The following is a 20330-nucleotide window of genomic DNA, read 5'->3' on the forward strand; positions in this document are numbered from 1 at the left end:
GGTAACAAAATCGCCATTTTTTGGTTTTCATTCATGCCTACCCTCACAAAATCGGATGAAGATACCGAATATACTAAATGTAGATAATTGAGGAGGCGAATAATAGATGAAAAAAAGATGGATGGTACTCGCATCCTGTGTACTGGCAACGAGCCTTATGGCAGGATCCGCAATGGCGAAATCGGAAAAAAGCAACACTAGTGAGAGCAAGTCGGATACGGTGAATGTTAAGGTCGATCTCAAGGTAAAGGATGATGCGACCGTTACATCCGATACTTATGGCGGCGACAAAGGTCATAATGGATACAAAGGGCTTCTCAACGCGATCAACAATGTAAAGGACAAGCCTGCCGGCGCTGTGATTGCCGATCTTCTTTTGACTAAATACGAGACTCATCTTACAGCTGAAATGAAAGCTGAACTTGAGGCCATCAAAGAGAAGGACGCAGCATTGTCAGCGGTTGCCGATCTGTTGGATAAGAACGGAAGCGTAACTGACGCGGTTTACGTACAAAAGGAAGCAATCATTGCTAACGTAACAAATCTGGATTCTTACAAAAAACTCGGCAAATTGTACGAGAAGCTTGGGAAAAAAGGCGTGAAATTGTATGTGAACGGCGAAGAGCCTACTTTTGAAGTAGCTCCTTTCATCCGCGAGGGCAACACGTTAGTTCCTTTCCGGGCTATTTCCGAGGCTTTAAAAGCAACGGTTAGCTGGAACGAAGAAGAGCGTTCAGTTACCGTTACACGCGACGGTATCACGGTGAAGCTCTTTATCGATAGCAAAACAGCTACTGTTAACGGGAATGAAGTAACGCTTGAGGTTCCTGCAGCTATCGAAAACGGCAGCACGGTTGTGCCGGTTCGTTTTGTGAGCGAAGCCTTAAAGGCAGCTGTTAAATGGGAGTCTGAAACCCAATCCGTAGTCATTTACGAAGAATAATCCGGGAAGCAAGACGAAGAGCCATCCGTTAGCGGGTGGCTCTTCTCATATTTGTGGCGCTGAAAGCAAATCGTTTGGCGGATTGATGTTTAAGCACGATGATGTAGATAACGTCCAGAATAAAAGTAAGGGCAGATAGGATGAACAGCAGAAGCGATTGAGGATACAAAGAATAGAACAAGATAGACGAGCAAAAGGTGCCAATCCATTTGGTATAACCGATATAAACAGATTGCCCCCGCGTTCCTTGCCTCAGCGCCAATAGGATAAAGAGCAAAGACATCATAAAATTCATGCCGAAAGCCGAATATTTGCCTACCATATCATGAAATTCGATCGTAATTCCCAGATTAATCAAGAAGGCGGTAGCTAGTGAACCCAATAGGAAGGCATATTTGTACCGAATGGAAGGGAACATACTTCTGAAATAAATGATAAATTGAAGCAGGATGATGCAGTCTAATGTGAGCCAAATCATATTAATGGTAAATTGCAGCGGTTCGAGAGGGAAAATAAAAGAAAACATAGCTTCCCATGTTAGGTTCGCGCACAAAGACGCAAAAGGCATGCCGACCGTACGGTCTTGCAAGCCCTTAAAAATAATGAGGATATAGGTGATTGTCCAGAAAAATCCCATTCCAATTTGTAAAAGCCGTTCAATGGGGAAAGGAAGCAGGTGCTCCATATATGCCTTCACATCCCTTTTTCTGAATGTTAATTAGACCATATGATGGATTCGTTCAACTTATTCCCCGCTCGCGCGCTTAGACGCCATCTTCGCTTTGGCACATATCAAACAATACCGCCTGCCGTATGAAGCGCTGACTTATAGGGTTGGTGCTTTTTCGCGTTATCCACATTTTTGCTCACAATGTCCACAGACAGCAAAGTCCTGCTGTGTATAACTTTCGGCAGAGATGTCAACATATCCACAGACCGACATATCCACAAGAATAAAAAGATGAGCGGGATTGGGATGCCGTAAAGCGCTGTTTTGCCTCAGAGGTGCTGCTCGATATGAGCTCAATGGGAGGCGGAGAACCTTCGATAGTGAGCGCTCAGCAGATTGCAGCGGGCTGGGAGGAAGGGCTGAAAAAGCTTCAGGCGATCCATCATCAGGTCGGCAACTATCTGGTGGACATCTCAGGCGATGAAGCGGAAGTATTCTGCTATGGAATCATAAGTCAATATTATCCGAATCCTACAGGACAAAATGTGCGGACGTTTGTTGGCACCTACAACATTCATTTAACGAAGCTGGCTACCGACTGGAAAATCGATAAGTTTCGGTTTAACCTTAAATACATAGACGGTAACAAGGATTTATAAAATTAATTCTGTGCGGTAAAAGAGCAAAGACACCCGAAGGGGTGTTTTTTGTGTTTTCGTGCGGTGCATTAGCCGCGATCATGACGATTATCTCCTTTTCTCATGCGAATTTAAGTCAACTTTTATCTTCGTTTCAGCTTCTATTCCCAGTTTGTTCATAAAAGGATTGTAAGCTTGTTCTTGTAGGAAAAAGATAGGAGTGATAAAGATGAGGGTGAAAAAATTAGCTGGTCTGTGTGTCATCATACCGATGTTAATAAGTGGCTGCGGGAACGCAATGTCAACGGAGGGAAATGCCGCCGCAGCAAGCACGGAGCAGCCTGCACAGCAGCAAAGCCAGAGTACCAAGGCTACTTCCAAGCCCGCCGGTCAAGATAGACCTGCGATGAACGAGCAGCAGCGCCAAATGTTTGGGACGTTCCAAGCGCTGCTCCAGATGGACAGAGCCGATGGGCTCGCGATTACGAAAGTGCAAGCGCAGGCTATGCTGACGACGGCTCAAGATATCGTCTCGAAGGGTGAGATGACCGATGACAGCAAGGCGAAGCTGCTTGAAAAGCTCACGGATACCCAGAAGAAGTTCGTGGAAGATGCAGCGACGCGCATGAACAATCGAGGTAATGGAGGCAGGAATGCAGATGCCGGAGGTACGGTCAACGCAGATCCATCTGCCAAACCGGCACTGCCTCAGCAGGACGCAGAGCAGGGTCAGCAGCCGCCCCAAGGCCAGGGTCAGGGTAAAGGACAAGGCAAAGGTCAAGGCAATGGCATGCGAGAAGGCGGTCCGGGCAACGGCAACGGAAACGGAAATCACCCAGCTGGGGAGATGCGGGATCCGGGTAAGCAACTGATTGAGTTATTGCAAAGTAAGGTGAAATAGAAGAATGCTGCAAAAAGTGCCGGTATTTTCGCTGTATATGCTTAAATAAAGGGAAATACTGCTAATAATGCTGTAAATTCCGCCAGCGGCAGGAAAATTCGCATTTTGAGCAAAATTTACAGGCACAAAATGCATATAAATGGAGCAAAGAGGCTATTTGACCCAAATTAACAGCATAAAATGCTGTTCGTTACTTGAAAGGGCAACTAAAAAACCTGCAGACCCATAAAAAGGTCTGCAGGTTTTTTAAACGCTATGCGAAGCTCATCCCCTGCTCCGCCGCTCGCGGCGAAGCAGGTAGACGAAATACGGAGCGCCGATGACCGCCGCCATAATCCCCACGGGAACTTCCCGTGGAAGGATGATGATGCGGCCGAGGCAATCGCCGAGCAGCATCAGGTCTGCACCGATGAGCGCAGAGAGCGGTATGAGCCATTGGTGCCGGCTGCCGACGAGGCTGCGCGCGATGTGCGGGGCGATGAGGCCGATGAAGCCGATCGCGCCGACGGCCGATACGGAGATGCCGGCCAGCGCGACGGCGAGCAGGAGCAGCCAGAAGCGCTGCCTCGCGATGCTCACGCCCAAGGAGGCTGCCAGCTCGTCGCCGAGCTGAAAAACGTTCAGCTTGGCGAAATGCCGCCACGCTAGCGGCAGCAGCACCGCAATCCACGGCAGCAGGGTAAAGACGTCGTGCCAGCGACGGCTCCATAAGCTGCCGGACATCCAGAGCAGCGCCATGTTGATGTCGCTGGGGTGACGGACGATCAAGTACTGCGTGCCGGCTTGAAAGACCGTGCCGATCGCAACGCCGACCAAGGCTAATGCAGCTGGGCGCAGAGTCAGCCTTCGGCTAAGCAGCAACAGTGTTATGAAGGCTACGAACGCCCCGACAAATGCGGCAATCGGCAGGACGAAGCCAGGCGCTTTGGGAAATAAAAAGATAACGGCTGCTGCCATAAAGCCGGCGCCTTTGGTGATGCCGATAACGTCTGGACTGGCGAGCGGGTTCCGCACTAGGCTTTGCAGGATAACGCCGCCGACGGCCAAGCCGAATCCGGCCAGAATCCCCACGAAAATACGCGGCAGCCGAACTTCATGGATGATGAAAAAGGACTTGTTATGTTGTCCCAGCAAGCTGTCCCAGATATCGCTAAAAGGAACGGGCACCGCTCCAACACGAACCGATAATACGGCTAAAGCAATCAGTACAAGGAATGCGGCCGCCAGCGTGAAGCTTTTTCTCCTCATTGGACTTTGGCACCTCCTTGCTTACGCGCTAAATAGATGAAGAAGGGGGCGCCGATGGCCGAGGTGATAATCCCTACAGGAGATTCGTAGGGAAAAGCGACGAACCGGCTAATAAAGTCGGCATACACCAGCAATGCACCACCAAGCAGCGCTGTTAGCGGAGCGAGGACTGCAAGGTTGCTGCCGACCAATGCGCGGGCAATATGCGGAACGATCAGGCAAATAAATCCGATCGGACCGCACAAGGCGACGGCCGAACCGGCCAGAACGATAACAAGCAGCATGCTGACGGCACGTACGATCGCGATGCGCTGACCAAGTCCGGCTGCGATTTCATCATCGACAAGCAATAAGCGAAAAGAAGGAAGCATGAACGTAAACATCAGCAATCCGCTAATGAAAAAAGGCAGAATGAGCCAGATTTCCTTCCAGGCGACCTGGCTCAGAGAGCCGACAAGCCAGAAGATCATGCTATCGGTCGCTTGCTGATTGAACAGAATGAGGCCTTCCGTTAGCGAAGAAAGCAGGAAATGGATCGTAATCCCTGCTAATGCCAAACGGACGTATTGTTTATGGCCCGTCCCGGTGAGCGACCAGACCAGCAAAGCGCCTAAAGCCGCCCCGATGAAGGCGAACAGAATGGAGCCCATATTCGTAAAGGTGGGCACAGCTACGAGGCCGAGAACAACCGCGAATGCCGCCCCGGCGTTGATGCCGAAGATGTGCGGCGAGGCTAGCGGATTTTTCGTCGTAAGCTGTGTAAGCAATCCTGCGAGGGCAAGTTGAATCCCGACGATGCAGGCCATTAATGCGCGGGGCAGCCGCAGCGTTTGGATGTATAAATGTGCTTTTTCATGCCCCTTGTAGGTTATGGCCTCATATAAAGTGTGCCAGGACACTTGAGACTGGCCCCACTTCAGGCTGCAGATGACGCCAATAACCAACAACAGGCCAGACGCAGAAAAAAGGAAGAGCAGAGACCCGTTCCGGCTCTGCTTTCCATCTTGATTGGGCGTTATCATGCGGTTACTCTCCCAAATTCTTTACAATATCCTCAAGTATTTTTTCAGATCCTAGCAATCCGCGGGATAAGGACCAATCGCGTCTTTCAACGGTAAATACTTTATTGTTAGCGACCGCATCGATTTTTTTCCATAAAGGATTGGTTTCCCATTGTTTGATAATCGTTTCTTTCTCTGTGGGCATTAAGAACAACGCTTGCGGGTTCGTTTCAACCAGCTGTTCCAGGGTTAGCTGCGGATAAGCGGTATTGTTCTTAACCGGGTCGTTAAATCCTAATGCAGCCAGGAAGGAACCGCTGTAAGCGTGATCCGAGTGCGCGAAGAAACCTTTTGGATTCACAACGGCCGGCAGTACGTTAAGGTTCGTAGACTTGATTTTCTTTTTCAAAGTTTCCACTTTGGCTTGATGCTCGCTTAAACGTTTCTTACCTTCCTCTTCCTTACCGACGGCTTTCGCGATAATCGCATAGTTTTTCAGCATTTGATTGTAGTCGGCTTGGAAGTCGTCGAGCACGAGAAGCGGGGCAACGGCTTTTAGCTGAGGGATGGCATTCTTATGCTTGTTAATGTCGACGATGATGAGATCGGGCTGAAGCGAACTGATGAGCTCGATATTAGGCTCGTAGCGGGAGCCGATGGACTTGTAGTTTTTCAATTGGCTTTTCACAGCGTCCATGAATAAGCCGGCGTCGTTATCGTCGGCTACGCCGACAGGCTGCACGCCTAGTGTCACCAGCGTATCGGTGAAACCGAATTCCATGGCGATGATGCGCTCAGGTTTTTTAGGCAGTTCAACAGTTCCGACTGCGTCTTGAACGGTGATCTTGCTGTCTGTAGGCTTCGTGCTGGCTTGCGCCGGCGTAGAAGCGGCGGTTCCTTGCGTATTCGTGGACTTGCCGCAAGCGACAAGACTAATAGCTAGTAGACTGATTAATGCAAAACTGAACAGACGGTTGCTCCAATGCTTCATGTTTGTTTCCCCCTGCAAATGATTATTATTATCAATTGGAATCATAACGAATTATGTCGGGTTCGAACATATCAAATATGAAGATTGGACATGTCTAATTTTTAGATGTTTGCTGCTGTTGATAGACGGTCGGGGAGCAGCCTGTAATTTTCTTGAACACCTTGCTGAAATGAAAGTAGTCCACGTATCCGACCCGCTGTGCGATCTCTTTGGCCAGTAGATTCTTTTGGCTGAGCAGCAGTTTCGCTTTTTCAACTCTAAGGGTATGGAGATAGCTTGTCATGGTCGTTCCGGTATGCTTTTTGAAAAGCACCGTGTAATGCCCTACACTCATGCCTGCGCGCCGGGCGAGCATAGGGAGCGTAAGCTCGACCATATAATGTTCATTGATGTAAGAGAGCGTCTCTTCGATGGACTCGAACGAGGACTTTTTCTCATGCGTGATGCGGGATTCATATAAATAAATGAACAAAATGCGTTCGAACATCATGCGCATCCGGAATTGATGAGCCGCTTCTTCCTGGGCGGAATGCATGCTAATGTCATGGGTCGTGCGGATCAGCTCGTCAACCATGTAGTGAATTTTATATTCGCTGATGGTTGTAAGCGGACCGTGAAGCGTCCAAAGATGATGTTCCGGAAGCATGCGGTAAGTAATGACGGCGTACTCAACTTCTTTGGTTCTCGGCGATTGTATCGTATAGGGACCGTAATCAGGGTGGCAAGCAAAAGCTTGCGTACACACTGCGGGTTCATGATCATGCGCTTGAACTTTAATATGTCCGCGCCTGACGATGATTAGCAAGTGGCGGTCTGCGGGACAGTCGATCGTTTGAGAAATGTTATAGGATTCAATCTGTTCGACAAGGGGGATCATCTGAATCAGTTGTTGGAAATTCAAGGTGGCGCAACCCTTTCCTCTTTTAGCTCATACCTTGATATTGACATAAATAGTTGTGCATACACAAGAGACCAATCTTATCAAGTCGATTTTCTATGTGAAGGCCGTAATGCGGAGCGGCATGCGTTGCGCCTGCGCATGAGAAAAAGCACCGACCCTGAATTACCTTGATTTCCCCCTAATTCATTAAACTGCAGCGTCTAACTGCTTGTCCTTATTCATCAACCATTGTTCTATTTGTTCAACTGTCATGCTCTTCAGCATGTCGGCATGGTCCTGAATGGCATGATGCCACATTGTAGCTTCAACTTTATAGCGATTTGCGTCCTTTACAGCAAATCCGCAGTTGCAAGATAGAGTAGTCATTATAAAATTCTCCTTTTTATTTGAAATGGTTTGATTAATGCATAGCTTTGACGGACCAAGGGTCGACGCCAGGATCTCCGCCCTCAGCCAGCGTCTGAAGACGAACGGTGTAATGTGACCAGCCTTGAACGTGGGAAGCGACTTCTTCGACCGGCAGGCCGGAATGAGTCAGTACCAAGAGCGTACCGTTGTCCTTAGGCGCAAAACGGAATTCCACCGTGCTTGAACCTGGAGGAACTACTTTGGATTTCTCCCATCCCCAGCTCATGACGATTTTCTCGTTAGGAATGATTTCGACATACTCGCCCATAGCGATATCATGACCGTTAACATCAATGCGGTATTTACCGCCGACGTTAAGCTCCAGCAAAATATGGCGGCCCATCCAACGCACCATTTTCTCCGGATCGGTAAAGAAATTGAACAAGATTTCGGTGCGGCATTCGATGAACACCTCTTTGACGATTTGATCTTTACTTTGAATCTGATTCACGTTGTTTCTGTCTCCTTTCTTCCTCTTCTGCAGCTTCCTTCAGACGCATCAAGCTATCATCCCAGAAACGGTCGATGTACTGTTTCAATTCGGCAAATCCTTCCCTCCTAATGGAATAATACCGTTTGGTTCCGGCTCGCCGTACGACGACCAGTCCGGATTCCTCGAGAACCTTGAGATGCTGGGAAATTGCAGGAGCTGAGATGTCAAAATGCGAGGCGATGGCACTTGAGGTCATCTCCTCATTGCGAACGAGATATAAAATATCTCTTCGCCGCGGCTCCGTTATGGCGTGGATGACTTTTTCTATCATGAGGTTATTGTAGCACAGACTTAATTAAGTGTAAACTTAAATTAAGATTTTTTTTGGTCTGTTATATTTTGGCTCATGCTTGTAAAAATATTAAACCTCCAATCACCACTTAATAGTAGTGTTGGAGGTTGGTTTGCTTCTGCTCAGCAAAAGCATTGAGGTGGGGATGGCGGCGTTTCGTTCGGTGAGGATACGGCCTGATCTTCAAAAGCGAACAATGCATGCGTGGCATGGCTAAGAATAGCGCCTGCACGTGTAGAAGCAGCTACTAATACCGCTTCAAAAATTTCTTCGCGCGTGCCTCCCAGCGCTTTACATTTTTTCACATGTACATCAATGCAATAGGGACAGCCCGTTACATGGGCGACTGCTATGGCAATGAGTTCCTTCGTTTTCAAAGGGATCGCCTCTGAGGTGTGATAGATGTCCTTCTCGAAGTTCAAGAAGGAAGCGGCGGCTTGCGGCGCAAGCTTCATTAGTTCAGGTATTCGGTTCAAATTGGAGCTGTCATAATAAGAATTCATGTGTATACCTCCCATCAATAAATGCCCTACATCTGCAATTTTATGGGAAGTCCGTCGTCAGTTCTGTGATAAACTCACACTTGATCCAAAATGTCTATCAGCTTGCCGCGGTTCATTATTGTAATTTTTCCTCTGTTTAAAGTGATCGCCCCTTTACCGGCAAATTCGTTTAAAATTCTGGTGATGACCTCGCGCGCGGTTCCCAGTTCGATCGCCAACTGCTCGTGAGTAATTCTTAGTGAAGGGATGGAGGCAGACGATGCCGCAAGCAAATACTCCGCCACGCGGTAAGGAACCGATTGGAAAGCGATGTTTTCCAGCAGCGACGTCACACTAGTCATTCGATCTATGAACTGCTTGTAGAAAAATTGCCGGACAGGTGTGTAAGTGTTCAACCAGGTTCGAAACAAAGGGACGGGGAGCAATAACACCCCTGTCTCCGCTTCAATCGAAACCGACGCTTCATACTCCGTCTCGCCCAGGATGCTTGCCATCATCAGCACGCAGCTTTGGCCGCTGCGCACGCGATATAACGTGATCTCTCTGCCGGCAGCACTTAATTTGTATACGCGGATCCACCCGCTAAGAATAAACATCGCATGCTCCAAGATATGGCCTTCACGAATGCTGTGCGGAGTGAAGGGATCGACGGTTACAGTCTCGGCGAGCTGCCAGTCGGTGTGCGGTACGTCGGCGAAACAAGGGAATACCGTATGGATTCGTTTAATTTGCTGCTCGTTCACGAGAGAGGCTCCTTGTATTAGAGTGAGTCTCTTGTATTTCTTCGCGACGTCCGAACTTCCCTTCCAATATTACCCTGCCAATTCTACAGATTATAGTCACATATTCGCAGTCCGTGGAGTGGCATATTAGTAAAAGCTCTGCAACCGCAAATTTAAGTGATACAAGGAGGAATCTGTCTCGTGAACTGCTTGCGTATCTTAGCGATCGTGATGGTCATGCTTTTAGGGCAAGCCTCGCTGGCTTCTGCCGATGGAACCTATCATTTTGGCTTCAAAAAAAGCTCAAAAGGCCAGCTTCCGTCCATCGATCAGGAAGGCTTCAAGCCGCTTCTTCAGAAGTACGGCGCAATTTTCACCGGCGATCCTGCCTCCAAAGAATTGTACCTGACCTTTGATAATGGATATGAGCAAGGCTATACCGGCAAAATTCTGGACGTGCTCAAGGAGAAGCAGGTGCCTGCGATCTTCTTTGTGACGGGGCACTATATCAAGACGGAGCCGGATTTACTGAAGCGAATGACGCAGGAGGGCCATCTCATCGGCAATCATTCGTGGAGCCATCCGGATATGAGTCAAATATCCCCGGAACGCATCCAAAAAGAGCTGGATCAAGTCAAAAGCAGCGTGGAAGCTGTAACGGGTCAAAAGGAAATGCGTTACCTTCGCACGCCGCGCGGCATCTTTAACGGCCAGTCCTTGGCCGTAAGCCGGCAGCTCGGCTATACGAATGTATTCTGGTCCATCGCTTACCGCGATTGGGAGCCTAATAACCAGAAGGGATGGGAGTACGCTTATAAAAATGTGATGGCTCAGCTTCATCCGGGGGCGGTCATTCTGCTTCACTCCGTCTCCAAGGATAATACCGAGGCGCTCGGAAAAATCATCGACGATGCGAGAAGCCAAGGGTACCAGTTCAAAAGTTTGGATGAGATGAAGACCCGTACCCCATAGGCGGGGGTATGCAAGCCCATAACAAACAGACACCCTAACCGGTGTCTGTTTTGCGTTCTTCTCAATCTGATTCTGAACAGATACAATAGAGTAGAACCATTTCATAGAGGAGGGCCATTCGTGTCCTTTATATTTAAAGCCCATGAATATCCCGAATCTCCGGGCTGTTATCTGATGATGAACGAAGCGGGAAACATACTTTATATCGGCAAATCTATTAACTTACGCAGCCGGTTGCGCTCGTATTTTCAACAAAACGATACCCGCAGGAAGATTCGGCAGATGGTCCGTGAAATCGCCAAAATTGAAGTGATTTTAGTGAATAATGAAGCGGAAAGCCTCCTGCTCGAAAATAATTTGATTAAACTGCATAAACCGCCTTATAACCGGGCTTTAAAAAAAGAAAAAAGCGGGTACGCCTACCTGCAGCTGACAAAGGAGCAAGTCCCCAGGCTCGAAGTCTACTATCGGAAGCAACGTTCTCAAAAAGAGACGGAAGGTACGGCGAAAGGTGCCGATCAGCGGCTGGGTCCCTACCGGAGCAGGCGTTTTCTTGAGGCGCTTCTTGAATTCGTGACGGATCATTACGGTCTGCGTTCTTGTACGACGATGCCCAAACAGGTATGCCTGCTGTATCATATCGGCAAATGCAGCGGAGTCTGCGCCGGCGAAATTTCGCAAGCTGAATACGTGGATAGAGCGCAACAAGCCGCCGCTATGCTGGCGAATGAAGGACAAGCTCTGATTGAAGCGATGACTGCCAAAATGGAAGCCTACGCAGAGAAGCTTGAATTCGAAAAAGCCCAAAATATGCTCATGCACATCCGCAATCTGGAGCTGGCTCCCGACAAACAAATTGTCGACCGGGAGGATGAGCTGAATCAGGATGTCATTTATTTTGGCGACAGAGGTGTGATCGTAGCTAAGGTTCAGGAAGGGATGCTCCGCGAATTCCAAATGTTTGAGATGGAAGCCGGATTGAAAGGGTTTGCGTGCGACCGGTTTCTTTTATCGTTATATACGGGGCAATGGCCGGATGAAATTATCTTAAACACGATCGGCGATATCCGACAAGTACGTTCGGCATTACGGCGCAGAGGAGCGAGGGGACTTACGATAACGCTGCCCAAGCGCGGAATTAAATACGACCTGCTTCAGCTTTGTAAAAACAATTATGAGTATCGAATGAGCTTAAAAGCGTAAGACTATACGAAAAACCCCCACCGCTTCCGGTTGGGGTTTTTAGCTCTATGCGTCCTTCGTCAAATAATTTTCGATGGTCGATTCCGCTTTCTTTTGTGACAGCCAGGCTGACGATAGCGTCGATATTTGTTGATTGATCAGAGTTTGCTTGATCTCTTCTTTCTTTTCGTCCAAGGTAGGGGTGGAGGCGGCTTTGCGGTCGGTTACTCGAATAATGTCATAACCGTTAGCGGTTTGGACAGGGTCGCTGGTTGTGCCTGTTTCCAAGGCGAAAGCCGCGGTTTCAAGGGTAGAATCCATGCTTCCGCTGGTGACATATCCAAGATCTCCGCCCTTATCTTTCGTAGCTGTATCCATGGATTTTTCCTTTGCCAGCGCCGCAAAATCCCCCCCATTTTTCAATTCAGCCGCAATGGCGTCTGCTTCTTCCTTAGTAGCTACCGAGATGTGTGAAGCCTGAACTTGCTCCGGCGTTTTCAAGGATTCCAGGTTTTCATCATAGTACTGTTTAATTTGTTCATCCGTGATTGTTACTTGCGGTTCCAAAATCTTTTTCAAAACCACTTGCGTTTGCATATTCTTTTTCAAATCGTCTAATGACATTCCATAGGAAGTCAGCGTTTGCTGAAACTCGTCCTCAGTGGCAAAAGACTTCTTAATAGCTGCGATTTCGTTATTGATATCATCTTCCGTAACTTGAATGCCTGCTTTCTTGGCTTCTTGGTTAATAAGCTCATCACTGATCAAGGAGTCGAGTGTCTGCTCGCCCCCGCTAGCTACCATGGCCTCATAAAACTGGGTGGTGCTTATGCTTACGCCATTTACCTTGGCTACGGCTTTCTCTGTTCCGGCGTTTGCGTTTTTCAGTACAGGTGGAAAAAAGATGGCATAAACGGTTAAAGCGATTATTAAAAAGGTAGACACCCACACCCACTTGCGATCTGCTTGCTTGATATTCATTTGTTCGTACTCCCTTCTTTTTCTGCAATTTGACTCGTTCTGAATTCCATTATGCCTATCAATTATGAAAATAAGTTGAAGTTAAACTGAATGTTTGGTGAAAGCATCTCTTCAATTTTTTCCAATAATACATTGTATACAAATTAATTGTTGACAACGTTATTAGGGGTTGGTATGATGTGCGTATAAAGATTGTTAACAATTAAATTTCAAGAAATCAATTAAAAGAGAAGACCGGAATGGATCCGGAGGAAATATGAGGAGGAGATCACATGCATCACAAAGCGATCATTATCGGAACAGGACCGGCAGGACTAACCGCAGCGATTTACTTGGCCCGCGCGAACCTTTCGCCGCTTGTTATTGAGGGAATCCAACCCGGAGGACAGCTGACGACGACGACGGAAGTGGATAATTTTCCGGGATTTCCCGATGGCATCATGGGCCCCGAGCTCATGGAAAACATGCGCAATCAGGCTTTGCGATTCGGAGCCAATATTGTCTCTGGTCGTGTTGCCGGCGTAGATTTATCCAAACGTCCGTTCACATTGACTTTGGAAGATGGAGGCGTGCTGACGGCAGATTCCGTCATTATCTCTACAGGCGCATCCGCCAAGAAACTTGGCATTACTGGAGAAAACGAAAATATCGGCCGCGGAGTCAGCACGTGCGCCACTTGCGACGGGTTCTTTTTCAGAAATAAAAAAATCATCGTGATCGGTGGCGGCGACACAGCCATGGAGGAAGCGCAGTTCTTGACCCGATTCGCTTCAGAGGTGCGCGTCGTTCACCGCAGAAATGAACTAAAGGCATCCAAAATCATGCAGGACCACGCCCGCGGCAACCAAAAAGTCGCATGGAGCTTGGACCGGACACCGCTTGAAGTGATTTCGGGTCCTCTGGGCGTAACTGGTCTGAAAGTGCTGAATAACGCAACAGGAGAAGAAGAAGTACTGGAGGCGGACGGTATTTTCCTGGCGATCGGTCATACACCGAATACCGGCTTTCTAGGCGGACAATTGCCAACGGATGAACTTGGTTATTTGAAAGTTATACCAGGTACTTCACAAACGACAATACCGGGTGTATTCGCTTGTGGCGACGTACAGGACCGCATCTACCGTCAAGCGATTACTTCCGCAGGCAGCGGCTGCATGGCAGCACTGGATTGCGAAAGATTCCTTACCGAGCAAGTGCATCGCGAAGCAGTCGTACAGATCTGAATCTGGGACAACTTACACTTAAAATTAATAGGAGGCATTTCAACATGACACAATTACAAGAACGTACTGGGGTAGCTACATTAGGTGGAAATCCGATTACATTGCTTGGGCCGGAGATTAAAGTCGGAGATCAAGCGCCTAACTTTACAGTTAATAAAGATTTAATGACAGAAGTCAGTCTCTCGGATTACGACGGCAAAGTGAAATTAATTTCGGTTGTTCCTTCCCTCGATACAGGCACTTGTGACGCACAAACGCGTCGTTTCAACGTAGAAGCTGCTAATCTGGGGGACGATGTGGTCATTCTTACGATCTCGGTGGATCTGCCTTTTGCGCAGAGCCGGTTCTGCTCCATTGCGGGAATCGATAAAGTCGTTGCGCTTTCCGATTACAAAAACAAAGCTTTCGGTCAGGCGTACGGGGTATTAATAAAAGAAATTCAGCTGGATCAGCGCGCTATCTTCGTGTTGGATGCGAACAATACCGTCCGGTATGTGGAGTATTTGAAAGAAATGAGCGCACATCCGAATTATGATGCCGCTTTGGAAGCTTTGAAGGAGCTTGTATAAGGAATTATTTGAAGAAAAAAAGCTCTTCCGATAGTCGATTTCGACGTTGGAAGAGCTCTTTTTTCAGCTCTGATTGCGATTTATCCAAGCTGTATTGCTTTCGGAAGAGAAATCTTCCTGCTCTTCCCCGTAAAACTCCTGATCCATCTGTTTATTCGCCATAACAGCCTCACTGGTTAGTTCCAGCTCATTTTGTTCGATAGTGTGCTTCTGTTCAATTGCTTGCTTCATTATTGGAGATTGCAAATTTTCCTCGCTCACATCCGCACCTCCAATCACGCTTTTTGCTTTATTTTTCTACAAAAAGCCGTGATTATGCATCCCCTCAAAATAATATAAAGGCTCGGTTTATTGAAACGATGGCTTCGCCGTTGAGGTTACCCGGGCAGTTTGCGGGCTTTTGCCGTCCTTCTTGGTATTGCGGGTTTTGATTTTATTTTTCCAATAACTCATAATGATAGATGTAATCGCGATGGATAGAATCGAATACATCCCTTTAAGCAAGCCTGCGGTAGATAAGCTGATCAAAACAACCAGACAATCAATGGCAAAGTTGACCTTGCCCGGATCCCAGTTTAGCTTCCGTTGCAGGTAGAGTGCAAGAATGTGCGCCCCGCCAAGCGACGAGCCATTCATGAAAAGAAGGCTGACGCCAAATCCGATACTGATACCACCGAGGACAGCGGCTATGAGGTCAGAAGGGACGAATGGTGGCAGCATATGTTCCATGAGGGCCGTCATTAACGTCAGCGTGATGACAGATCCAATGGAGTAGAGGGTAAACCTCCAGCCCATCGTCATCGCAGAAAATAGGAAGAATGGTATATTGAGTGCCAGGAAGGCTGCTACGAAGGGGAAGTGAAATAAATAGGATAGGCTGAGCGCCAGCCCAGCGGTTCCACCGGTTACGGCGTGCGTATGCTTGAGTACAATTAATCCGATCGCCGTAAGCATACAGCCAAGCAGTATGAACATACATTTACGCATCACTATCAGCTCTCCTATCTGGATAAAATCGTGTTGTCCAAGGTAAAAACGCTCAATTGTTACCTTTTCTCACATGATATAATAGGAGAGCGGGGGGCTTATATAGAAAACTGAACGGAATGGATGCTGTTTTCCGAAACATTGCATCTTTTTCGATCAAAAAAACTTCACTATGAAGGTTGGGTTAATCGAGTGGATCAATTGGACATTGCTCTTCTCAAATTGTTGCAGGAAGATGGGCGAATGACGGTCAGCGAGCTATCCAAAAGATTGTCCCTAAGTCGTCCCAGTATATCGGAACGGATACTTCGATTGCAGGAAAAAGGCGTGATTCAAGGCATTAGCGCCAAAGTATCTCCGGCTGCCGTGGGAAGGAATACGATCGTTTTTATTCAAGTCAGCGAACTTAAAATTTCATACCATGAATTTGAACAAAAAATCGCCAAAGATCTCGATATCATCGAGTGCCACCGGATGACGGGACGCATCGACTACATGCTCAAGGCAGCCGTCGGCGGCATGAATGAGCTCAACCAGCTCGTCGAGCGGCTCATGCCCTTCTGCAGCTTGAACACATCCGTGGTCCTGACCTCCCCGGTGGCGAACCGGCTCATTCTGCCGCAGGAGAAATGAAAAAAGAACCCGTTCCACCTTAAAGGTGGATCGGGTTCTTTTTTGACATATTAGAAATCCGTTCCTCTCTCAAACAATGAGCCAATCCCCACAGCTGTCCGAAAACGCCCAATTGCGGGAAAGCAGTATCAGCCCCAATATCTGCAATCCGATTTTGCCTAATTGTAAAAAGGTTTGTGCGATCGCATGTTCGATATGGTCATCGTAAGCGGGTAAAATAGGACTGCATCAGCTAAATTCCTAACCAGTCATACGTAATTGGGTGAAATCGTACTACAGCACTCCCCTTACAACAAAGGCGGTTTACGAGTCGGATCAATCCGCCATTTGTGTGTCCTGGCTGTTCCTTTCCCTTCCGGAAGAGCCAATTTTAGTGTAAAGGAGGTACTATTTGATTGTCCAACTGTGCGTTACCTTTTTCCGGCAAAAAGTGCCTGTTTTATGGCCGAATTTGCTTACGCTGGGGAAAAGACTGCCAATAGTGCCGCTAATTCAGCTAACTAACAGGATTTTCCTGAAATAACACTCGATTACCGGCACTAAATGCAGGTAAATCGATGATTGAGGTGGTTTGAGCAAAATTAACAGCATGAAAAGCTGTTTTTTAATGAGAAAGGGATTCCACGCGGAAGCTGTGAAGCGTTGAAAAGGGCAAGCTTGAAATAGCTGGAGCTTTTCCTGCTATTATGCTAACAAGAAGTGCAACGAAGCAGATCCAGCGGCGCTGCGCTCACCGCTAGATCTGCTTGCTGCCCTTGTGCATGGCGGCGCCGCACAAGGGACACGCCTTCGCCGCGCGCTGCGCTTCCTGCGGCGAAGAGATCCGCGCCCAAGCGTTGCACCGCTCGCTTGGGCACAACCACGCCGCGACCCGCTCGGACGCGGGCCGCGATTTCACAGCGGCAGCGGCCTTGCCGGCTGCCGCCGCCTTAACAGCCGCCGGCAAAGCCCGGCCGGCTGCAGCAACGCTGTCCGCGCCAGAGAACGCGGACACAAGAAAGCGGGAAGGCTCCGCCTTCTTCCCGCGAAAAAACAGCGGCGAGCTGATCAGCAGCTCTGCCTTAGCCCTGGTGACGGCGACGTAGGCTAGCCGCCGTTCTTCTTCCAGCGCGGCGCCCTCCTTGTCGCGCTTACTCACACCCGCTATCTGTACATCGTCCAGATGGCTGGCCTCCAATGCCGAGCTATGCGGCATATTCCCCTCGACCGCGCAGAGCAAATACACGACGGGGAACTCCAGCCCCTTCGATTTGTGGATCGTCATGAGCGCGATTTTATCCGCGGCATGATCTCTTCTAGACACAAACAGTTCGGTGCGTTTTTCCGCAACCTCATGGATAAAATAAAGAAACTGCTCCACCGAATCGAACCTTTTGGCCGAAGATTCCAGCTCGTCCAGCGTTTCTCTCAGCATTTCCCGGTGATGCGTGAGCTTACTGCGCTTGTTCGTCTCCAGGAATGCGTCATAGAAGTCCTTGCGTATGGCTTGAATCGCCTCAAGCGGCTTCATGTCGGCAAGCGACTTGATGAGCCGGATGCGGTTTTTCAGCTTCTCCTTCTGAAAATCCTTCAACTGCGGCAAGCCGAGCAAGTGGATGAGCGGCCACTTTTTTGCCTGAACCGCTTCCTGTTCTTGAATGATCCGCATCCCTTGCTCGCGTCCGATGTACAGACTCGGCAGCACACCTTCCATCGCCTCAATGTTGCGCCGCTCATAGGCCAGCCGGAGATGGTCGATAATCGGTTTCACCATCCATTGATCATAGAAGGAGTCGCTGTTTCCGTAATCGACGAACGGCAAATTGTGCAGGATCAGCTGCTCGATAATCGCCCGGCTGTTACTGGTTGTCCGATACAGCACGGCGATATCGCCGTAGCTGCAGCCGCCCGCATCCACTTTGCTCCGAATATCGCTAATCAGCCAATCGGACTCGTCATCACTGCTGGTCGGTCGAATGTACTGCGGCCCGCACACGCTTTGCTTGGTTGCAAGGAGTGTCTTATTTTTACGCTGGACGTTATGCCGAATGATGGCATTCCCCAGCCCCACGATGCTGGAGGACGAGCGGTAGTTGATATCGAGCGTAACCGTCTTGGCGGCATGATACTGCTCATGGAACTGTAAAATGAATTCGTTACGAGCGCCGTTAAACGAGTAAATCGTCTGGTCATCATCCCCGACAACCATCAAATTCTGATGGTGCTGCGCGATCATTTTTATAATTTCATACTGTACCGTATTCGTATCTTGAAACTCATCGACACTGATATAGGCGAATTTTCGTTGAAGCGAGCGCAGCACATCAGGTTGCTCTTGCAATAACTGGTAGGCTTTGACCAAAATATCATCAAAATCGAACTTATGCTGCTCGATTTTCCATTGTTCATATTGCATGAAAATTTGCTTCAATTCCTGCTCTTCGTCCGTCTTTTCCGGCAGGTCGTCCACTTCGATGAGCTGCATCTTGTAGGAGGAAAGCAGGGACATAAGCACCTCAGGCTGGTAAGTATCCTGCAGTCCCATGCTTAGCATGATGCGTTTTATCACGATCTGCTGATATCTGCCGTCACTGAGGATGTCCTGATCGAAGCCGTTCATTCGGAGCGTACGGAGGCAGAAAGCATGAAATGTTCGAACTTGAATAGTATTAGACAAGCCGCTGTCCAGACCCGGCATCAACGCCAGCCGATCTCTCATTTCTTCAGCCGCTTTTTTGGAGAACGTGATAAGCAGCAAATGACCCGGATGAACACGGTGGACGGCGAGCAAATAAGCGACTCGACAGACGAGTACGGTTGTTTTCCCCGAGCCGGCACCGGCCAGCGTGAGCAGAGGGCCCTTAAAGTGACGAACGGCTTGAACTTGCGGTCGATTTAAGTGTATGCCTTGCGCTTCCAGATCACGGAAGAAATAAGCATCGTCGTCTTCAATGTCGGATACGAAGTCGCGGCTAGTCGTTAATGGCGCCAAACGGGCATACGGGATGCTCCGGTTTCCGGATGGACCGGGACCGAACGGAGTCGAGTATAAAGTATGTTTAGTCATGTCATCTCCTGCTTACTTGCGTTTCTTGAAATATCCATTCTACCACATTTGCAAATTGAATAGGGGAATGTCATATTTACAGGTAACCCAGGTTATAGATGCCATTTCCCAAAAGCGAGAGGAGATCAGCTCAGATGATCCTATCTTACGTCAAGGAATTATGGAAACAATTTTTGCGGCTTGATGCGTTGGGACTTGCTGCGCAGTGTGCGTATTATTTTTTGTTGTCTCTATTTCCGTTTCTCATTTTTATTATAAGTCTGCTCGGCTATTTGCCGTTCTCCTCCAAAGATGTCATTGGCTTGATCCGAGAGTATATGCCGGGTGCTGTGGCAGGGTGGCTCGAAGAGACGCTTGCTAATCTGCTGGATGTGAAGCGGGGGGGCACGCTTTCCTTTGGTCTGATCCTGTCGTTCGTCAGCGCCAGCGCGGCGATGAATTCCATTGTACTTGCCGTGAACAAAGCGTACGGGCTCCCTGAGCGCAAAAGCTTCATTCACTCGCGTTTGCTAGCGGTCATGCTGACGATCGGCATGCTGATTGTGATCATATCGGCGCTGCTGCTTAGTGTGTTCGGGAAGTGGATCGGCGTATGGCTGCATACGCATGTCCAACTCCCTGCAGCCCAAATCGATATATGGAACAATTTCCGCTGGATCATTAACTTCGTGATCGTATTTATTGTATTTATCGGTATTTATTACATAGCCCCCAACACCTGCTTGACATGTAAAAGCGTGCTTCCAGGCGCGCTGTTCGCCTGTATTGGCTGGCAGGGCACGTCGCTGGGTTTTTCGTATTACGTGAACCATTTTACGAACTATAGCGCTACTTACGGTAGTCTCGGCGGCGTTATTGTATTAATGACGTGGTTTTATATTTCCGCGCTCATTATTATCGTCGGCGGTGAAATTAACGCCATAGGACATATTCATAGGCAGCACAGGCATACATGACGGCATAGCGTTGCAGGATTCTGACGGTAAAGGAAGAAATGGAGTGAAACATCACCCGGCTGTATGTTCA

General features: G+C 48.5%; 22 protein-coding genes and 1 pseudogene. 9 read left to right on the forward strand and 14 right to left on the reverse strand.

What is annotated here, in order from left to right:
* Nucleotides 1-106 precede the first annotated feature (106 nt).
* Nucleotides 107-943 carry a copper amine oxidase N-terminal domain-containing protein gene (locus tag ICC18_RS28345; protein WP_188177778.1) on the forward strand — a complete coding sequence of 279 codons (837 nt, stop codon included), beginning with the start codon at nt 107-109 and terminating at the stop codon, nt 941-943.
* 28 nt (nt 944-971) lie between these two features.
* On the opposite strand, the gene ICC18_RS28350 is transcribed toward ICC18_RS28345, so the two are convergent.
* Nucleotides 972-1628, reverse strand: coding sequence for a transmembrane-type terpene cyclase (locus tag ICC18_RS28350; RefSeq protein WP_188177779.1), 657 nt, complete (start codon nt 1626-1628; stop codon nt 972-974).
* Nucleotides 1629-1915: 287 nt separating this feature from the next.
* On the opposite strand from ICC18_RS28350, the pseudogene ICC18_RS28355 reads away from it, so the two are divergent.
* Both ICC18_RS28355 and ICC18_RS28360 read left to right on the forward strand, forming a co-directional pair.
* Nucleotides 1916-2272: pseudogene (locus tag ICC18_RS28355) on the forward strand (nuclear transport factor 2 family protein); the annotation flags it as partial.
* Between the two features lie 208 nt (nt 2273-2480).
* Nucleotides 2481-3152 (forward strand): hypothetical protein, encoded by a 672-nt coding sequence (locus ICC18_RS28360; protein WP_188177781.1) that lies wholly within the window; start codon nt 2481-2483, stop codon nt 3150-3152.
* Nucleotides 3153-3416: 264 nt separating this feature from the next.
* On the opposite strand, the gene ICC18_RS28365 is transcribed toward ICC18_RS28360, so the two are convergent.
* The 9 genes from ICC18_RS28365 to ICC18_RS34640 all read right to left on the reverse strand — a co-directional run bounded on the left by ICC18_RS28365 (nt 3417) and on the right by ICC18_RS34640 (nt 9732).
* The gene (locus ICC18_RS28365; protein ID WP_188177782.1) at nt 3417-4400 is read right to left on the reverse strand and encodes a FecCD family ABC transporter permease; all 984 of its coding nucleotides are present in this window, start codon (nt 4398-4400) and stop codon (nt 3417-3419) included.
* Entirely contained in the window at nt 4397-5422 is a 1026-nt protein-coding gene (locus ICC18_RS28370; protein WP_188177783.1) for a FecCD family ABC transporter permease, read from the reverse strand. Before ICC18_RS28370 ends, ICC18_RS28365 begins: the two co-directional genes overlap by 4 nt.
* A 4-nt stretch (nt 5423-5426) precedes the next feature.
* Nucleotides 5427-6392, reverse strand: a complete 966-nt coding sequence (locus ICC18_RS28375; protein ID WP_188177784.1) for an ABC transporter substrate-binding protein — start codon at nt 6390-6392, stop codon at nt 5427-5429.
* Nucleotides 6393-6486: 94 nt separating this feature from the next.
* Nucleotides 6487-7293 (reverse strand): AraC family transcriptional regulator, encoded by an 807-nt coding sequence (locus tag ICC18_RS28380; protein WP_188177785.1) that lies wholly within the window; start codon nt 7291-7293, stop codon nt 6487-6489.
* 186 nt (nt 7294-7479) lie between these two features.
* Entirely contained in the window at nt 7480-7659 is a 180-nt protein-coding gene (locus ICC18_RS28385) for a hypothetical protein (protein ID WP_188177786.1), read from the reverse strand.
* A gap of 34 nt (nt 7660-7693) precedes the next feature.
* Nucleotides 7694-8152, reverse strand: a complete 459-nt coding sequence (locus tag ICC18_RS28390) for an SRPBCC family protein (protein ID WP_188177787.1) — start codon at nt 8150-8152, stop codon at nt 7694-7696.
* A complete protein-coding gene (locus tag ICC18_RS28395; RefSeq protein WP_223192940.1) occupies nt 8133-8465 on the reverse strand; it encodes an ArsR/SmtB family transcription factor in 333 nt (110 codons plus the stop codon). The genes ICC18_RS28390 and ICC18_RS28395 overlap by 20 nt, the downstream gene beginning before the upstream one ends.
* A gap of 143 nt (nt 8466-8608) precedes the next feature.
* A complete protein-coding gene (locus ICC18_RS28400; protein ID WP_188177788.1) occupies nt 8609-8989 on the reverse strand; it encodes a carboxymuconolactone decarboxylase family protein in 381 nt (126 codons plus the stop codon).
* Nucleotides 8990-9063: 74 nt separating this feature from the next.
* On the reverse strand, nt 9064-9732 hold the full coding sequence (locus ICC18_RS34640) for a Crp/Fnr family transcriptional regulator (protein WP_188177789.1): 669 nt from the start codon (nt 9730-9732) through the stop codon (nt 9064-9066).
* Nucleotides 9733-9942: 210 nt separating this feature from the next.
* Between ICC18_RS34640 and pdaA the strand changes: the two genes are divergently transcribed.
* Both pdaA and ICC18_RS28415 read left to right on the forward strand, forming a co-directional pair.
* On the forward strand, nt 9943-10683 hold the full coding sequence (pdaA, locus tag ICC18_RS28410; RefSeq protein WP_188177817.1) for a delta-lactam-biosynthetic de-N-acetylase: 741 nt from the start codon (nt 9943-9945) through the stop codon (nt 10681-10683).
* 120 nt (nt 10684-10803) lie between these two features.
* Nucleotides 10804-11886, forward strand: a complete 1083-nt coding sequence (locus ICC18_RS28415; RefSeq protein WP_188177790.1) for a GIY-YIG nuclease family protein — start codon at nt 10804-10806, stop codon at nt 11884-11886.
* Nucleotides 11887-11931: 45 nt separating this feature from the next.
* Here the strand turns inward: ICC18_RS28415 and ICC18_RS28420 are convergent, their stop codons facing one another.
* Complete coding sequence (locus ICC18_RS28420; RefSeq protein ID WP_188177791.1) at nt 11932-12846, reverse strand: peptidyl-prolyl cis-trans isomerase; 915 nt, start codon at nt 12844-12846, stop codon at nt 11932-11934.
* A 272-nt stretch (nt 12847-13118) separates the two neighbouring features.
* Here ICC18_RS28420 and trxB point away from each other — a divergent pair, with 272 nt between their 5' ends.
* Together trxB and tpx are read left to right on the forward strand one after the other, a co-directional pair.
* Complete coding sequence (trxB, locus tag ICC18_RS28425; RefSeq protein WP_188177792.1) at nt 13119-14069, forward strand: thioredoxin-disulfide reductase; 951 nt, start codon at nt 13119-13121, stop codon at nt 14067-14069.
* 44 nt (nt 14070-14113) lie between these two features.
* Complete coding sequence (gene tpx, locus ICC18_RS28430) at nt 14114-14638, forward strand: thiol peroxidase (RefSeq protein WP_188177793.1); 525 nt, start codon at nt 14114-14116, stop codon at nt 14636-14638.
* 63 nt (nt 14639-14701) lie between these two features.
* On the opposite strand, the gene ICC18_RS28435 is transcribed toward tpx, so the two are convergent.
* Complete coding sequence (locus tag ICC18_RS28435) at nt 14702-14899, reverse strand: hypothetical protein (RefSeq protein WP_188177794.1); 198 nt, start codon at nt 14897-14899, stop codon at nt 14702-14704.
* A gap of 87 nt (nt 14900-14986) precedes the next feature.
* The gene (locus tag ICC18_RS28440) at nt 14987-15625 is read right to left on the reverse strand and encodes a YitT family protein (protein WP_188177795.1); all 639 of its coding nucleotides are present in this window, start codon (nt 15623-15625) and stop codon (nt 14987-14989) included.
* A 192-nt stretch (nt 15626-15817) separates the two neighbouring features.
* Here ICC18_RS28440 and ICC18_RS28445 point away from each other — a divergent pair, with 192 nt between their 5' ends.
* The gene (locus tag ICC18_RS28445) at nt 15818-16258 is read left to right on the forward strand and encodes an Lrp/AsnC family transcriptional regulator (protein WP_188177796.1); all 441 of its coding nucleotides are present in this window, start codon (nt 15818-15820) and stop codon (nt 16256-16258) included.
* A gap of 736 nt (nt 16259-16994) precedes the next feature.
* On the opposite strand, the gene ICC18_RS28450 is transcribed toward ICC18_RS28445, so the two are convergent.
* Nucleotides 16995-19304 (reverse strand): UvrD-helicase domain-containing protein, encoded by a 2310-nt coding sequence (locus ICC18_RS28450; RefSeq protein ID WP_188177797.1) that lies wholly within the window; start codon nt 19302-19304, stop codon nt 16995-16997.
* Nucleotides 19305-19438: 134 nt separating this feature from the next.
* Here ICC18_RS28450 and ICC18_RS28455 point away from each other — a divergent pair, with 134 nt between their 5' ends.
* A complete protein-coding gene (locus ICC18_RS28455) occupies nt 19439-20260 on the forward strand; it encodes a YihY/virulence factor BrkB family protein (protein ID WP_223192941.1) in 822 nt (273 codons plus the stop codon).
* The last annotated feature ends 70 nt before the right edge of the window (nt 20261-20330 follow it).

The organism is Paenibacillus sedimenti (assembly GCF_014534655.1).
Lineage (GTDB): Bacteria > Bacillota > Bacilli > Paenibacillales > NBRC-103111 > Paenibacillus_E > Paenibacillus_E sedimenti.

Excerpts from the sequence above, each read along its gene's own strand:
- ICC18_RS28345 (WP_188177778.1), top strand. The coding sequence starts at position 107 with ATGAAAAAAAGATGGATGGTACTCGCATCCTGTGTACTGGCAACGAGC.
- ICC18_RS28350 (WP_188177779.1), bottom strand. The coding sequence starts at position 1,628 with ATGGAGCACCTGCTTCCTTTCCCCATTGAACGGCTTTTACAAATTGGA.
- ICC18_RS28360 (WP_188177781.1), top strand. The coding sequence starts at position 2,481 with ATGAGGGTGAAAAAATTAGCTGGTCTGTGTGTCATCATACCGATGTTA.
- ICC18_RS28365 (WP_188177782.1), bottom strand. The coding sequence starts at position 4,400 with ATGAGGAGAAAAAGCTTCACGCTGGCGGCCGCATTCCTTGTACTGATT.
- ICC18_RS28370 (WP_188177783.1), bottom strand. The coding sequence starts at position 5,422 with ATGATAACGCCCAATCAAGATGGAAAGCAGAGCCGGAACGGGTCTCTG.
- ICC18_RS28375 (WP_188177784.1), bottom strand. The coding sequence starts at position 6,392 with ATGAAGCATTGGAGCAACCGTCTGTTCAGTTTTGCATTAATCAGTCTA.
- ICC18_RS28385 (WP_188177786.1), bottom strand. The coding sequence starts at position 7,659 with ATGACTACTCTATCTTGCAACTGCGGATTTGCTGTAAAGGACGCAAAT.
- ICC18_RS28395 (WP_223192940.1), bottom strand. The coding sequence starts at position 8,465 with ATGATAGAAAAAGTCATCCACGCCATAACGGAGCCGCGGCGAAGAGAT.
- ICC18_RS28400 (WP_188177788.1), bottom strand. The coding sequence starts at position 8,989 with ATGAATTCTTATTATGACAGCTCCAATTTGAACCGAATACCTGAACTA.
- pdaA (WP_188177817.1), top strand. The coding sequence starts at position 9,943 with ATGGTCATGCTTTTAGGGCAAGCCTCGCTGGCTTCTGCCGATGGAACC.
- ICC18_RS28420 (WP_188177791.1), bottom strand. The coding sequence starts at position 12,846 with ATGAATATCAAGCAAGCAGATCGCAAGTGGGTGTGGGTGTCTACCTTT.
- trxB (WP_188177792.1), top strand. The coding sequence starts at position 13,119 with ATGCATCACAAAGCGATCATTATCGGAACAGGACCGGCAGGACTAACC.
- tpx (WP_188177793.1), top strand. The coding sequence starts at position 14,114 with ATGACACAATTACAAGAACGTACTGGGGTAGCTACATTAGGTGGAAAT.
- ICC18_RS28440 (WP_188177795.1), bottom strand. The coding sequence starts at position 15,625 with ATGCGTAAATGTATGTTCATACTGCTTGGCTGTATGCTTACGGCGATC.
- ICC18_RS28450 (WP_188177797.1), bottom strand. The coding sequence starts at position 19,304 with ATGACTAAACATACTTTATACTCGACTCCGTTCGGTCCCGGTCCATCC.
- ICC18_RS28455 (WP_223192941.1), top strand. The coding sequence starts at position 19,439 with ATGATCCTATCTTACGTCAAGGAATTATGGAAACAATTTTTGCGGCTT.